The organism is Pseudomonas sp. DCA-1 (assembly GCF_046523955.1).
In the GTDB taxonomy this organism is placed as follows: Bacteria; Pseudomonadota; Gammaproteobacteria; order Pseudomonadales; family Pseudomonadaceae; genus Aquipseudomonas; species Aquipseudomonas putida_Y.
Map to the genome: position 1 here is coordinate 1,181,296 of NZ_CP169881.1, position 13,901 is coordinate 1,195,196.

A 13,901-nucleotide genomic window follows, 5' to 3' on the forward strand; every position below is an offset into this window, starting at 1 on the left:
GGAGATCCACTGTGACCTTCCAATACAAGCGTCTGGACAAGAACAACGCAGCCGTACTGCTGGTCGACCACCAGACCGGCTTGCTCTCGCTGGTAAGGGATATCGACCCCGACCGCTTCAAGAACAACGTCTTGGCCCTGTCTGACCTGGCCAAATACTTCAAGCTGCCGACCATCCTCACCACCAGTTTCGAGACGGGGCCCAACGGCCCGCTGGTGCCGGAGCTGAAAGAGCAGTTCCCTGATGCCCCTTACATTGCACGCCCGGGCAACATCAACGCCTGGGACAACGAAGATTTCGTCAAAGCGGTAAAAGCCACCGGCAAGAAACAGCTGCTGATTGCTGGCGTGGTCACTGAAGTATGCGTGGCTTTCCCGGCCCTGTCGGCGTTGGAGGAGGGCTTCGAGGTATTCGTCGTCACCGACGCTTCTGGCACGTTCAACGAACTGACCCGTGATTCGGCCTGGCGACGCATGGAGGCTGCCGGGGCGCAGCTGATGACCTGGTTCGGCGTGGCCTGCGAACTGCACCGTGACTGGCGCAACGACATCGAAGGGCTGGGTACCCTGTTCTCCAACCATATCCCGGACTACCGCAACCTGATGACCAGTTACAACAAGCTGGCCAAATAGTGCCTCCCGGGGGCTGCACGACAGCCCCCACATCAATCTGCAAGCGAAGCGGCAAACTGGCATTAATCGACCATACTCACTCTTCATTCGCCTTCAGGAGCGTGTCATGTCGAAGCCGTCCAGGAAGCCCTCCAAAAAACAGCCAGAAAAGCTGGGCGGTAAGGCGTACGAAAAAGCGCTCAAGAACCTGCATGTAGAGTTGGTGAAGCTACAGGAGTGGGTGGTCGCCAAGGGCCTGAAGGTATGCATTGTCTTCGAAGGCCGCGATGGCGCCGGCAAGGGTGGCACCATCAAGGCCATTACCGAGCGTGTCAGCCCGCGGGTGTTTCGTGTAGTGGCGCTGCCCGCACCGACCGAGCGGGAAAAGACCCAGATGTACGTGCAGCGTTACCTGGGCCATCTGCCTGCGGCGGGTGAAGTGGTGATCTTCGATCGCAGTTGGTACAACCGTGCGGGCGTTGAGCGGGTAATGGGCTTTTGCTCTGGCGAGCAAGTGGACAAGTTTCTGACCGGAGTACCCGGGTTCGAAAGGGTCATGGTCGATTCAGGGATCATCCTCATCAAGTACTGGCTTGAAGTCAGCGCCGACGAGCAGACCCGGCGCCTGCAGGATCGCATCAACGACGGCCGCAAGCTGTGGAAGTTGTCACCGATGGACCTCAAGTCGTATAGCCGCTGGGATGAATACACCCAAGCGCGTGACGAAATGTTCCAGGCGTCGGATACCGCTTGGGCGCCGTGGTTCATGGCCAATTCCAACGACAAACGTCGCGCCCGGCTGAATATCATCAGCCATCTGCTCAGCCGTATTCCCTACAAGGATATAACCCGCGACCAGCACGTGAAGCTGCCCAAACGCGGCAAGATCGGCAAGTACAAGGCGGTCGCCTACCCGTTCAAGTTCGTCGAAGAACGTTTCTGAACCCCTCCCTGCAGGGAGCTGCGAAGGTACGAGCTCATGCCACATGACGGTAGCCTGTTGCAGGCGACGGTGGTATTCCTTTTGGCTGTGGTGCTTCTGGTACCGCTGGCGCAGCGTCTGAAAATGGGCGCAGTACCGGGATACCTCTTGGCGGGTATCTTGATTGGTCCGTCGGTGTTTGGCCTGCTCGGCAACCCGGACAACGTGGCGCGGCTGTCGGAAATGGGCGTGGTCATGCTGCTGTTCGTGATTGGCCTGGAGTTGTCCCCAAGGCGCCTGTGGACCATGCGTCGGGCGCTATTTGGCGTCGGCAGTTTGCAAGTGGGGCTGACCGCCGTGCTGCTTGGGCTACTGGCATTCTGGCTGTTCGACCAATCGAAACCCGCCGCCATCGTGCTGGGGCTGGGCCTGGCGCTGTCGTCCACCGCCTTTGGCTTGCAGGTACTGGCCGAGCGCAAGGACCTGGGCAAACCTCATGGCCGCCTGGCCGTGGCCATCCTGCTGTTCCAGGACATTGCCGCCATTCCCTTGATTGCCGTGGTGCCGCTGCTCGGTGGCGATGTCAGCACTGCTGACGAAGGTGCCTGGCCTTTGTTGGCTGTAGCTGTCGGCATTGGTGTGCTGATTGTTTTTGGCCGTTATCTGCTGACCCCGATATTCAAGTGGACGGTGGGTTCGGGCCTGCCTGAGCTGTCGACTGCCACGGCATTGCTGGTCGTGCTGGGCACCGCGTGGTTGATGGAGCATGTGGGTGTGTCGATGGCGCTGGGGGCCTTCCTGGCCGGTGTGCTGATGGCCGAGTCGCCGTTTCGCCACGAACTGGAAACTCAGATCGAGCCGATCAAAGGCCTGTTTCTTGGATTGTTCTTCGTTGGCGTAGGTATGAGTGCCGACCTGCGCCTCCTGTTCGGCATGCCGCTGATGGTGTTGGGTCTGACGTTGCTGCTGGTCGCCATCAAGCTGCCCTTGTTGTATGGCCTGGGGCGCACGATGGGTGGGCTCAACAAGGCCCAGGCGCTCTGCCTGGGCGTGGTGCTGGCTTCGGGGGGCGAGTTCGCCTTCGTGGTGTTCAAGCTGGCGCTGGAGCACCAAGTGCTCACGCAAGCCGTACACGACCTGCTGGTGCTGGCCATCACCTTGTCGATGGCGGTGGTGCCCCTGGTAATGATGGCCTTGGCGCGGCAATTGCGAGACGACAGCCTTACGCAGGCAAGCTCTGGGACGGATCAGTGAATTGCGCCTTGCTGGCGCATTGAATGTTCGGAGGTCAAACATGCAGCCAGGTATCAAGCTGGACAGCGCCCTGTCGCGGGGCCTGCTCGATGTGCTCATCAAGGCAGGCCTGGTGGCAGTCTTGGTGACCTTCGCCTTTCAGGTGTTCCAGCCGTTCCTGGAGTTGATGCTGTGGGCGGTGATTCTGGCGGTCACCTTGTACCCACTGCATTGCCGCATCCAGCGCCGCACCGGGTTCAGGCAAGGTTATGCGGCGACGCTGTTGGTGCTATTGGTTCTGGTAGTGCTGCTGGTGCCTATCTACCTGGTGGTGATGTCCATCGGCGAATCCGTGGACAGCCTGGTGACGCTGCTCAAAAGCGGCGCCTGGAGCGTGCCGGTCCCGCCTGATTCCGTGGCGACCTGGCCACTGATCGGGCCGAAGGTGCATGCGCTGTGGTTGGCGGCCTCCGAAAACATGGCCAGTGTACTGAACCAGTGGATGCCCCAGATCAAGGGGGCCGGGCTAACGGTGCTGGGCGCTGCGGCCAGCGCTGGCGGGGCCTTCCTGCTGTTCATCGGCGCGATCATCATTTCCGGGGTCATCATGGCCTTCGGTGATCGCGGTGAAATCGCTGCGCAGCGTATCGCCATGCGGGTATCAGGCGAAGAGCGCGGTAAACCCTTGGCCACGCTGTGCACGGCCACCATTCGCGCGGTGGCGCAAGGGGTGATTGGCATTGCCTTCATCCAGATGTTGCTGATCGGTGTCGGCTTTGTCGTCAAAGGGGTTCCCGGTGCCGGGATGCTGGCCATCGTCATCCTCATGCTGGGCATTGCACAGGCCCCGGCGACGCTGGTGACCTTGCCGGTGATCATTTATGTGTTCAACGCCGAAGGCTTCACGGTGGCGACCATCATTTTTGCCGTCTACACCTTTGTCGCCGGCCTTGCCGACAACGTGCTCAAGCCGCTGCTGCTGGGACGCGGGGTCGATGTACCAATGCCGGTGGTACTGATCGGTGCATTGGGCGGGATGGTGGTCAAAGGCATCATCGGCTTGTTCATCGGCCCGGTAATCCTTGGCGTGGCCTACGTATTGTTCTGGCAATGGGTTGCGCTGCAGGTGCCGGAGCAACCAGCGCCACCTGCCGCCTGAGCCATGCCCAACCGCTGCTGTGGCCTGGGGCTGCTGATGGTGCTGGCCGGTTGCACCCAAGTCGGCCCGGATTATGAAAAGCCCCAAACGCCGTGGTTGGGCGGCTGGAGCACGCCAATGCTGGAGCAGGCCGAGCGCAGCGCGGCGGCGCCCGACCTGCGCCAGTGGTGGGCGGTGTTTGCCGACCCGACGCTGGATACGCTGATAGCTGAGGCCGATGCCAACAACACCAACCTGCGCGTGGCTGGCCTGCGTATCGCTGAAGCCCGTGCCCAGTTGGCCATCGTGCAGACCGGGCGTTATCCGCAGCTGCAGCAACTGAGTGCGCAAAGCCTGTACCTGAAGCAGAATCAGTCTGGTACGCCTTCGGCCCGTGATTCGGTGTTCTGGCAATCCAGCGTGGGCTTCGACATCGGCTGGGAAATTGACTTCTGGGGCCGTTTCAGTCGCGCCATCGAAAGCGCCGATGCCGTCTATTTCGCCTCCCAGGCCAACTACGCCGATGCCATGCTGCTGCTGCGTGCGCAAGTGGCCGACACCTACTTTGCCCTGCGTACCGCCGAGGCGCGGCTGGCTATCGCACAAGAGAACGCCAAGCGTCAGGCGCGTAGCCTGGAGATCACCGAGCGGTTGTTCCGCCACGGCGAAAATGACGAACTCGACTGGCAGCAGGCGCGTACTCAATACCTGGCGACTCTGGCCACCATTCCCGAGTTCGAGAACCAGCTCAACGCCCTGCGCAATGTGCTGTGTTCGCTGCTCGGCCGCCCGCCCGGGCCGCTGCCGCAACTGGAGGCCGGCCGTGGCCAACTGCCCTTGCCAGAGCGGGCAGTGTTGCAGGATGTACCTGCCAGCCTGCTGCAGCGCCGCCCGGACATTCGCGCCGCCGAGCAGGCTGTGGCGGCACAGTCGGCGCTGGTCGGGGTGGCCGAGGCCGATCTTTATCCACAACTGAACTTGCTCGGCAGTATCGGCTGGACCTTTTTATCGGCCAATCATTTGCCCGACACCTTCGACCTGGCTGCTGGCCCAAGCCTGATCTGGAACCCGTTCGACTATGGGCGGCGCAAGAACACCGTACGCGTGGAAGATGCCCGCTTGCAGCAACTGATCGAGTTGTACCAGCAGGGCGTGCGCGAAGCCGCCCGTGAGGCCGACGATGCAGCCAGCGGGCTGGTGCGCTCGCTGCAGAGTGCAACCATTCGCGACCAGGCCTCTCAGGCTGCGCAACGCTCGCTGAATCTGGCCAGCTCGCAGTACCGCGAAGGCTTCGCCGATTTTCAGCGGGTGCTCGATGCTCAGCAACTGCTGTTGCAGCAACAGGACGGTTACCTGGTCAGCCGTGGCAACGCAGTCAGCAGCCTGGTGACCTTGTACAAGGCCCTGGGTGGAGGTTGGGACGCCAGCCGCGCGCCGATCGACCCAGCCACCCGCCAACAAATGCAACAACGCACCGACTGGGGCGAGTTGCTCGACGAGCCAGCCCCCACCGCGCATGCACAAGGTGAAACCGAATGAGCGACGCCACGCCAACGCCGCCCCCGTCAGCCCCGGATCGCGGCATGCGCTGGGTGCTGCTGCTGATTGCCATCAGCCTGCTCTGGTACTTGCTGGCTGACCGCTTTACGCCATATACCCAGCAAGCCCGCCTGCAGGCTTACGTGGTCCCGGTGGCCGCCGAAGTGGCCGGGCAGATCAAGCGTGTGGCCGTGGGCAACAACCAGGAGGTGCGGCAGGGCGATGTGCTGTTCGAACTCGATCAGGAGCAATACCGCATTGCCTTGGCCCGTGCCGAAGCCGACCTCGATACCGTGCGCCGGCAGATCGGGGCCAGTACCGCCGGCATCGATTCGGCGCAGGCAGCGTTGTTGGCAGCCCAGGCCAATGAGCGCAAGGCGCGGCAGGATGCCGAGCGCCTTAAACGGTTGATTGACGAAGACCCCGGTACGGTGTCGGTGCGCCGCCTGGAAGGCGCCCAGGCCAACCGCGACCAGGCCATCAGCCAAGTGGCGGCAGCCCGTGCTGAGGTGGAGCGCGCCCGTGAGCAGCAGGGCGGGGCACAGGAAGACAACGCCCAGCTGCGCAGTGCTGCGGCTAATGTGGAAAAGGCTCGCCTGGACCTTGCTCGTACCGTGGTGCGTGCCGACGCGAACGGGCTGATCACCGACTTGCGCACAGACGTTGGCCATTATGTCGGGGCGGGTAGCCCGATGATGACCCTGATCAGTATCCATGACGTGTGGATAAGTGCCGACATGACCGAGAACAACCTCGGTCGCTTGCGCCCTGAAACCCCGGTGCTGGTGGTGCTCGATGCGCTACCTGGCACCGTGTTGAAGGGGCGCATACGCAGCATTGGCTACGGCGTTAGCGTGGGGCAGAGCACGCCGCCGGGTACGCTGCCGACCGTGAAGAACAGCCGCGAATGGCTGCGTTCGGCGCAGCGTTTCCCGGTTATTGTGGAGCTGGAGCGCGACCAGCTTCAGGACAAGACCGTGCTGCGGGTCGGTGGTCAGGCCGAGGTCATGGCCCTGCCCAGCGAAGGTAACCCAATGAACCTGCTGGGCCGATTGTTCATGTGGCTGATGAGCTGGCTGTCGTATGCCTATTGAATTGCGCCGCCTGCGCGCACTGCGCCTGGCCTGGGGCGTGGCGCTGTGCCTGGCGGTGAGCTTTGGTATCGGCTTGCCGGTGCCGATCCTGGCGCCGGTGTTCGCGGTGCTGTTGCTGGCCATGCGCAGCCAGCCATTGCCCCTGCGCGCGGCGCCGGCCCTGGCGCTACTGGTGCTGCTCGCTTGCGGCAGCGGGTTGCTGCTGATTCCGTTGTTGCGCCATGCTCCGTTGGCCGGGGTGTTACTGGTCGGGGTGGGGGTTTTCCTGACCTTGCGCTATGCCCTGAAGGGCGGCAACGGCCTGCTGGCCAACCTGCTGGTGGTCGGCCTGACCATGATCGCCGCTGCTGGCACCAGTGACTTCACCCTGGCACTGTCGGTGGTCGAAGCGCTGGCCAAAGGCATGCTGCTGGCAGTGCTGGGCACGTCGGTGGCGCATACGTTGTTCCCCGAACCTGCCAATGCGCCAGCACAGCCGGTGCCGCCGCTGCTGGGCAGCGAGCATGTCAGCTGGGTGGCGCTGCGTGCCACGCTGATCGTGATGCCGGCCTTTCTGCTGGCATTGATCGCCCCTGACCAGTACATGCCGTTGATCATGAAGGCCGTGAGCGTGGGGCAACAAGCCGGTGAAACCCGCGCGCGGCGCGCCAGCCGCGAGCTGATCGGTTCAACCTTGCTTGCCGGGGTGTTGGCGATAGTGCTGTGGGTGGCGCTGAGCCTGTTCGTTCACCTGTGGATGTTCTTCTTGTGGGTATTGCTGTTTGCCCTCTGGCAGGCTCGACGCCTGTACCAGGCGGTGCTGAGCCGGCAGGGCCCGGCGTACTGGGTCAGTTGCCTGACGACCATGCTGATCTTGCTGGGGCAGTCGGTGCAGGACAGTGCTGCCGGGCAGGATGTGTACAAGGCGTTTGCGGTGCGTATGGCGCTGTTTCTGGCGGTATCGGTGTATGCCAGCGGCATGTTGATCTGGATTGACCGACTTCGGAGTCGGCGCGGGCTTCTTAGCGGTTAAGCCCGGCTCCCAGGGAATTCAGGGTTGCCAATCAACCCCACTCTCTTCCAGATAGGCATCCACCGCTGCGCCTACCGTCGGATGAAAGGCTTTCTCCCCTATAGGCTCGAACAACTCGAACTGCCGCATCTTGTCCTTCACCGGGTCCTTCATTTCGGCAAACTGCAGCTCCACCCCTCGCGCTTCCAGTGCCCGGTCCAGCTCGGCCAGCATGTCCGCCGAAGTGATATCGATGCTGGTCACGGGCTCAGCGGCAATCACCACCCGCTGCACAGGCGTTGGCGACGCGTCCACCGCCGCCATCACTGTGTTCTGGAACTGCTCGGCGTTGGCAAAGAACAACGGCGCGTCCCAGCGCAGCAGCACCAGCCCTGGAATACGCCGGGCTTGTGGATAACGCTGTATGTCATGGTATCCGCGCAGCCCATCGGCCCGGCCGAGCACCGCGTAGTGCGGCCGCCAGCCGTCCCACAGGAACTCGATCACCGACACCGCCACAGCAATGCCAATACCGGGAATGGCGCCAAACACCGCTACGCCGACAAAGCAGGTGAACGACAGCCAGAACTCCCACTGCTGCATGCGGAAGATACGCTTGAGGTCGGCAAATTCGAACAGCCCCAGTGCAGCGGCAATCACCACCGCAGCCAAAGCGCTGTTGGGCAGGTGCTGCATCAGATTGGGCGCTACCAGCAGCAACAGGGTCACCGCCAGGGCGCCGATGATGCCGGTGAGTTGGGTCTGCGAGCCGGCAGCTTCGGCCACTGGAGTGCGCGATGAACTGCTGCTGATCGGGATGCCCTGGAACAGCCCGGAGGCCAGGTTGGCCACGCCCAGGCCGAACATTTCCTGGTTGGGGTTTACCCGCATCTTGAGGCGCGCGGCATAGGAGCGCGACAGCACACTGGTGTCGGCGAACGAAACCAGCGCCACGGCAATCCCGCCCAGTAGCACCTCGACCAGATCAATGTCGCTTACCCAGGGGAACACGAAGCTTGGCAGGCCCTGGGGCAATTGCCCGAGTACCTTGACGCCCACCTGATCAAGGTTGAACAGGCTCACTGCCAGCGTCGCCAGTACCACGGCGATCAGGATGCCTGGCAGGCGCTTGAACGGTTTGAGCAGCAGAATCAGCCCCAGGCTACCGGCACCCACGATGAAGCTTGGCCAGTGCCCTTGGCCGGCGAAAAGCGCCTGGCCCAGGTACCAAAGGTCGCGCAAGGGCCCTTCGCTGTCGACTTTGATGCCGAACAGCTTGGGCAACTGGCTGATCAATACGGTCAGGGCGATGCCGTTCATGTATCCATAGCGGATGGGCTTGGACAGCAACTCGGTGATAAAGCCCAGGCGCAACAGCCCGGCAATCACACAGAACGCCCCGGCGACCAGTGCCATCATGCTGGCGATGGCGATCGCCCGCTGCGGGTCGCTGGCGGCGTACTGCACCACCACCGCCAGGATAGGCGCGGCCAGCGCCGAGTCCGGGCCCAGCACCAGGATGCGGCTGGGACCGAACAGGGCATAGGCCAGCAGGGGGATGATGGTGGCGTACAGACCATAGATGCCGGGGACGCCGGAAGCCTCGGCGTAGGCGATGCCCACAGGTACCAGCATGGTGGTGAGTACCAGGCCGGCGGCGATGTCCTTGGGTAGCCAGGCTGCCTTGTAGTGGAGCAGGGTGACCAGGCCGGGTAACCAGCGTTGCCAGTCGAAACGAGTGGGGTGGGGCATGGTGTCGGCTCTGGGCGAGAAGGGCGCTGAACCTCAGCTTAGATGCTGGGGGCGGGGCCCGCTTTGTGGCCCGTTGCGACACAAGGCCGCCCCTGCACAGGGCGCATGTCCGGGCAAAACAAAACCCCTTGAAGCGCAAGCCTCAAGGGGTTTGTGTGTGCTGCAGGTTACCGCTTAGACGTTATCCACTAAGTCAGGCCTGAGGCGGCCACCAGTCCTGAGGGAGTTTCAATATCTGAAAATTATGTACCCGGTTTTGTACCCGGTTTTGTGCTTCGTGCCTGCTTCAGTGCGAGGTGAGATGATTAGCGCTCGTCATGCCCTCGGTCAGTTGTCACTGCGTCTCTGAAGGCAATGTAGGCTAGCTTGTCCTTTAGGTCTTTCATTTTGGACTCCACAAGCTTCGACACATCCTCATCGCTTGCGGTGGGTGGCGTTTCGTCAGGCCACATTAGCTCCCATTGAACTAAAAGCCTCAGATACCGCTCGGCGTATTTCAACGCCTCGTCCCGTTGAGCGGTCATGGTCGCAACTGCCTGGGCTGCGTTCTTTTGCTCGCGCGCGACTGATTCCTTGAGCTGCTTTTTGTAATCCCTCTCGGCCTCGGCGGCCAGTCCTTCTCTTTCTATGAGCGCTGTGATTACAGCTGTCTCGTCAGTGTTATTTCGCTTTGCGATTGAGTCCAGCTTGGAAAGGGTTTGTTTGCTGAGGGTGAATGTTCGAGGTTTTCGGCCATTGCTGTCAGAGCGGTAGCGACGCTGCCGTATAGCTCCCTGCAGTCTTATGACCAGGTCCAGCCTGTCCTCTTGGATCTGCCTGATAGCAGCAACGACGTTCTCGTAGGTCGAAAACCGGGTAAACGCATCGCCCTTGAGCCTCCTCATGTACTCGGCATCGAGCCGGTGCCTGAGGTAATCGGCTGCCCATTCCCACTCACCATCCTGCTTGCGCAGCCACTTCAGTGGTTTCTCATTTTCTGACATCTCATCCTCCAGGCGGGCCATTTGGGCTATGAGCCAAAGCCAATCCTTCGGGAAAGATTTATACCGTTACTGTTTCGTTACGCAACCGTTATCAGCTTTGACACTGATATGTGAGTAAAACGTTACGTGTTGTTATATGAGTCGTTACTGTAACTAAGGTATCGTAGATATAGGGTATATTTACGAGTTAAAAATTGGAGGTTATATGCTTGCTAGGATTCTTGATGCGAAGCTAAGGGCAGGTGATCCAGATGCTAAATTTTTGCTCATTGCATTCTGGGAGCACTATGGCGCGGTGACGCCTAAGCCTCGTTCGCAGAAGCAATTGGCTGAAGACCTGCGGCTTCCGGTGCAAGCCGTTTCAAAAGCGGTTGCCCAACTGGTTGATGTGGGGGTACTGCGAGTCGTTACTCAGCCCGAAGGGAAGGGGCGGCCAAGGTGTACCTACGAGATGAGCAAAGCTATCCAGTCGGCTCTGCGGGATGTTGAGGAAAGGACGCTGAACCACCCCGGTTTGGTCAAGCATGTCTTGGGTGGCGAGCGCATCAGGGCCATCTGGTCTGGCTGGAAGGACGATGCGCCGACTGCGAAGGAGCTCAACACACGCTCGCGAGACGAGAAGCGAGTTGCTCCAGTGCGACAGGGGAAGCTCAGCTTGGCGAATCGTTTGCTGCTCATGATATTGCTAAGCCATGCAGATCCGTTTGGGGTTGCCAGGGGGCTGAGTAGCAAGGAGCTCTGCTTGCTGACGGGAATGGATGCGGCCTCTCTTAAGCAGCGCTTGCGCAGGCTTACGGAGCTGGGATTCATTCGTAGACACATACCTGGGTTGGCGAGTCCGATTTTCGCTGAGAAGCTCAGGAGCGTTTATTGGCTTAATCTGAACCACCTTCAGCTTTCACCTGCTGACGACGTTGTTTCCGTCGTGGTGCATGAGAAGGCCGCCGATCAAGACATCGACTACAAGTTTTTGGCTGGCGTCAGACTTGATCGCAACTCCTTCCTAAGGCGAGGGGAATACTTGGCACCTCGCAGCGTGGTTCGTCTCTTCAGGCGAGCGCCAGATCATGCGTTTGATCAGCTTGAGCTTTTTATTTGTGACTGCGTATTGGGCTTTCTGTCGCGCCACTGGGTTCAGGCTGATTCCGCCGGATGGGGAAAGGTGCGCGGTGTGGACTCGACGGTGAAGGAGCAAGTGGCGGCATTCTTTCGACTGCCGATGCTTGATCCCAAAGACAAAGCGATTCTGGACCACGAGGAGATTTTCGACTTCCTCCACCACCAAGTCCTTGAGCTGGCCAGAGAGGTGGTCCAACGTTTTTCGCAGGTATCCAGCATTGATCTGGCCAGGGTTAGCTACAGCTTGGTCCCGGCGCATGTGTCGACTGGCCACCGTTGCATCGCTCTGTTGACTGAAAGAGCCTCGGACGAAGGTCTGGCCAAGCATTGGATGGTCACCAAGGGGTGCGATGATCCTGTGGTGAAAAGCGTGTTGAGGGAGGTGGATATTCCGCTGGAGCTGCGCGAAAAGTCAGGGTTGCTCACGCCGGCACGGGCTGCTGGGTAACAGGCAGTTTTTTTATACGGCCCTCGCAAATCCTCTGGGACAAACAGAGGAGCCCTATTCATGCGAATTCTCCGCTTGCAAGATGTGATAATCGCTACCGGCCTATCTAGGTCGACGATCTACAAATACATCTCGGATAACACGTTTCCGAAGCCGGTATCGCTGGGCGACCGCTGCGTCGGCTGGGTCGATAGCGAGGTGCACGACTGGATCCTGGCCCGGATCGAGGAGCGTGACCAAGCTGAGGGAGCGTCCACGCGTCCCATCGGCCATCTGAGCATGGCCAGCTAGAACCGCCACCTGCGCCATGATCGGCTTCGGCTGGTCATGGCGCTTATGCCGACTCGAACAGCTTTGGGCTCTCAGCTAACTCTCCCAAAGCGCAATGCGGCAAATCTCTCGACAGGCTCGGCAATGTTGCTCCCCATTGCCCGGCCTGATCGGGACGGTCGGTTATGGGCGGGGCTGCATCTATTGATATAGCTAATAGCTATTAACTACCAACTCTTACTATCCATCACTACCCATCACCACTGACTACACCGGAGGGAAAGAAGACCAGTAAAAAGAAACACATCACGTACCTGGTATGCACCAAAAACCAACCAGGTACTCAGCCATGAACAACCGCAAGCTCAACACCCACCTATCCCAGTCCGACATAGCCCTGCAGATCGAGTCACTCGTCCAGGCTATCGAGCGCAGCGATACACCCGCATTCCGGATCACGCACAAACGGTCAGGCTATGAGCAGGTCGAGCAGACCAGACTCTCCCGGTACTTCACCAACGTCCAGCAGATGTACAACCTGTTCGATGATCGAGTGCCGTACGACTATAGCGAGCACCTGTTAGCGTTCCGGGAAGCCTGTGACGACATCGGTCTTCAGCGTTCACCCAATGGTCCTGTCTGCATGAGCGAGACGGAGACGTACTGGCTCAGTCATCACCAGAGCATGAACGTCCTGACCGCACGGATCCGTGAACTGACACGAGAGCAGTGGTATCGGCGTAGGAAGTGGGACCGGCAGCAGTTGGCCAAGCAGCAGGATAGGGAAATCACCGAGTACACGGATGCGATGATGAGCCGATACTCGCGTACCGCGATCATCAGGTTGAACCTGTACTACTGGTCTGAGGCACAAGCCAGGCTACGTATCGAACAAGTGTTCAATCACTTGGATGCCCTGATTACCAAGCACCACCGCCATCCGATCTTCGAGCATCTTATCGGATACATCTACGCCGTTGAGCAGGGGGATCGAAATGACGGCAGGGGTTACCACATCCATGCAGCCTACTTCTTCAATGGCAACATAGTGTGCCGGGATGTCTGTAAGGCAACTAGGATTGGCAAGCTGTGGGAGGAGATCACTCGTCGTCAGGGCTATGCCCACAGCTGCAACCATGATAAGGAACAGTACGGCGACAAGCTAGGCATCGGCCAGATCCATAGGGAGGATCAGTCGAAGCGGCCTAATACCCACGAGGCAATGAGGTACCTGGTCAAGGACGATCAGCACCTGCGCTTGAAGCCTGCGGGGGCTCGCTGTCTGCGCAAGGGGACTCTTAGTCGTTCTCGTCGGTGATGGTTCGGTGCTGCTTGCTGAGCTGGTATGAAAGCTACGGGCCTCGACACCTATGCGTGGTGCCATCAAAATAGCCCTAGTGCCGCTTCCGCTTGATATATCACCCCTCGAAGGTGTTGAACTGGGACGCAAGAATTTTATTCAGCCTTCTCCATTCGGTTCTTGAAATATTGCTGCTAGCCTCAGGGCAACAGTGTCGATTCTACGGTCTGAGTGGCAACGCAGAATATCGTTGAAATGCTCGTCGGTGTTATTGAAGGGATGCCCAGGGGTTAGTTCGAAAGTTTCTCCTCGTGGGTCAGATATATCCCATGATCGGTGGTCCGTGAGCTAGAAGTTGGGCTATTTGCTGGCTGATATAGAGAAAGTGCGTCTGTAAAAAAGCAAAAACCCGGGTCGAACCCGGGTTTTCGGTTGAGTCACTCGGTTGAGTCCTTTTGGGGTATGAATTGAGCAATGCTGCTCTCAGACCGGCGTTGGTTT

Annotated in this window: 12 protein-coding genes; 10 read left to right on the forward strand and 2 right to left on the reverse strand. The window is 60.0% G+C overall.

What is annotated here, in order from left to right; all coding sequences use genetic code 11:
- The first annotated feature begins 11 nt into the window (after positions 1 to 11).
- The 7 genes from ycaC (at position 12) to ACE4QZ_RS05805 (ending at position 7,549) form a co-directional block, all read left to right on the forward strand.
- Complete coding sequence (ycaC, locus tag ACE4QZ_RS05775) at positions 12 to 632, forward strand: isochorismate family cysteine hydrolase YcaC (RefSeq protein WP_003247424.1); 621 nt, start codon at positions 12 to 14, stop codon at positions 630 to 632.
- Between the two features lie 106 nt (positions 633 to 738).
- Entirely contained in the window at positions 739 to 1,554 is an 816-nt protein-coding gene (gene ppk2 / locus ACE4QZ_RS05780; protein WP_014755312.1) for a polyphosphate kinase 2, read from the forward strand.
- Positions 1,555 to 1,590: 36 nt separating this feature from the next.
- Positions 1,591 to 2,787, forward strand: coding sequence for a monovalent cation:proton antiporter-2 (CPA2) family protein (locus tag ACE4QZ_RS05785; RefSeq protein ID WP_103463270.1), 1,197 nt, complete (start codon positions 1,591 to 1,593; stop codon positions 2,785 to 2,787).
- 40 nt (positions 2,788 to 2,827) lie between these two features.
- Positions 2,828 to 3,925: an AI-2E family transporter gene (locus tag ACE4QZ_RS05790; protein WP_021784755.1), complete on the forward strand. Its 1,098-nt coding sequence runs from the start codon at positions 2,828 to 2,830 to the stop codon at positions 3,923 to 3,925.
- A 3-nt stretch (positions 3,926 to 3,928) separates the two neighbouring features.
- Positions 3,929 to 5,443, forward strand: coding sequence for an efflux transporter outer membrane subunit (locus ACE4QZ_RS05795; RefSeq protein WP_103443478.1), 1,515 nt, complete (start codon positions 3,929 to 3,931; stop codon positions 5,441 to 5,443).
- Complete coding sequence (locus tag ACE4QZ_RS05800; RefSeq protein ID WP_021784757.1) at positions 5,440 to 6,537, forward strand: HlyD family secretion protein; 1,098 nt, start codon at positions 5,440 to 5,442, stop codon at positions 6,535 to 6,537. Before ACE4QZ_RS05795 ends, ACE4QZ_RS05800 begins: the two co-directional genes overlap by 4 nt.
- Positions 6,527 to 7,549: a DUF2955 domain-containing protein gene (locus ACE4QZ_RS05805; protein ID WP_103463269.1), complete on the forward strand. Its 1,023-nt coding sequence runs from the start codon at positions 6,527 to 6,529 to the stop codon at positions 7,547 to 7,549. The genes ACE4QZ_RS05800 and ACE4QZ_RS05805 overlap by 11 nt, the downstream gene beginning before the upstream one ends.
- An 18-nt stretch (positions 7,550 to 7,567) precedes the next feature.
- Here ACE4QZ_RS05805 and ACE4QZ_RS05810 read toward each other — a convergent pair whose 3' ends face one another.
- Positions 7,568 to 9,280: a SulP family inorganic anion transporter gene (locus ACE4QZ_RS05810; RefSeq protein WP_103463268.1), complete on the reverse strand. Its 1,713-nt coding sequence runs from the start codon at positions 9,278 to 9,280 to the stop codon at positions 7,568 to 7,570.
- A 305-nt stretch (positions 9,281 to 9,585) separates the two neighbouring features.
- On the reverse strand, positions 9,586 to 10,263 hold the full coding sequence (locus ACE4QZ_RS05815) for a hypothetical protein (protein WP_181005340.1): 678 nt from the start codon (positions 10,261 to 10,263) through the stop codon (positions 9,586 to 9,588).
- Between the two features lie 205 nt (positions 10,264 to 10,468).
- On the opposite strand from ACE4QZ_RS05815, the gene ACE4QZ_RS05820 reads away from it, so the two are divergent.
- The 3 genes from ACE4QZ_RS05820 to ACE4QZ_RS05830 all read left to right on the forward strand — a co-directional run bounded on the left by ACE4QZ_RS05820 (position 10,469) and on the right by ACE4QZ_RS05830 (position 13,418).
- Positions 10,469 to 11,830 carry a hypothetical protein gene (locus ACE4QZ_RS05820; RefSeq protein ID WP_103463266.1) on the forward strand — a complete coding sequence of 454 codons (1,362 nt, stop codon included), beginning with the start codon at positions 10,469 to 10,471 and terminating at the stop codon, positions 11,828 to 11,830.
- Positions 11,831 to 11,890: 60 nt separating this feature from the next.
- A complete protein-coding gene (locus tag ACE4QZ_RS05825) occupies positions 11,891 to 12,121 on the forward strand; it encodes a helix-turn-helix transcriptional regulator (RefSeq protein WP_103463265.1) in 231 nt (76 codons plus the stop codon).
- 328 nt (positions 12,122 to 12,449) lie between these two features.
- Positions 12,450 to 13,418: an inovirus-type Gp2 protein gene (locus ACE4QZ_RS05830; protein WP_103463264.1), complete on the forward strand. Its 969-nt coding sequence runs from the start codon at positions 12,450 to 12,452 to the stop codon at positions 13,416 to 13,418.
- Positions 13,419 to 13,901 lie beyond the last annotated feature (483 nt).

Bases quoted from the DNA above. Each gene is read 5' to 3' on its own strand.
- ACE4QZ_RS05810 (WP_103463268.1), bottom strand. From the start codon at position 9,280: ATGCCCCACCCCACTCGTTTCGACTGGCAACGCTGGTTACCCGGCCTG.
- ACE4QZ_RS05825 (WP_103463265.1), top strand. From the start codon at position 11,891: ATGCGAATTCTCCGCTTGCAAGATGTGATAATCGCTACCGGCCTATCT.
- ACE4QZ_RS05795 (WP_103443478.1), top strand. From the start codon at position 3,929: ATGCCCAACCGCTGCTGTGGCCTGGGGCTGCTGATGGTGCTGGCCGGT.
- ACE4QZ_RS05785 (WP_103463270.1), top strand. From the start codon at position 1,591: ATGCCACATGACGGTAGCCTGTTGCAGGCGACGGTGGTATTCCTTTTG.
- ACE4QZ_RS05815 (WP_181005340.1), bottom strand. From the start codon at position 10,263: ATGTCAGAAAATGAGAAACCACTGAAGTGGCTGCGCAAGCAGGATGGT.
- ACE4QZ_RS05820 (WP_103463266.1), top strand. From the start codon at position 10,469: ATGCTTGCTAGGATTCTTGATGCGAAGCTAAGGGCAGGTGATCCAGAT.
- ACE4QZ_RS05790 (WP_021784755.1), top strand. From the start codon at position 2,828: ATGCAGCCAGGTATCAAGCTGGACAGCGCCCTGTCGCGGGGCCTGCTC.
- ACE4QZ_RS05805 (WP_103463269.1), top strand. From the start codon at position 6,527: ATGCCTATTGAATTGCGCCGCCTGCGCGCACTGCGCCTGGCCTGGGGC.
- ppk2 (WP_014755312.1), top strand. From the start codon at position 739: ATGTCGAAGCCGTCCAGGAAGCCCTCCAAAAAACAGCCAGAAAAGCTG.
- ACE4QZ_RS05800 (WP_021784757.1), top strand. From the start codon at position 5,440: ATGAGCGACGCCACGCCAACGCCGCCCCCGTCAGCCCCGGATCGCGGC.
- ACE4QZ_RS05830 (WP_103463264.1), top strand. From the start codon at position 12,450: ATGAACAACCGCAAGCTCAACACCCACCTATCCCAGTCCGACATAGCC.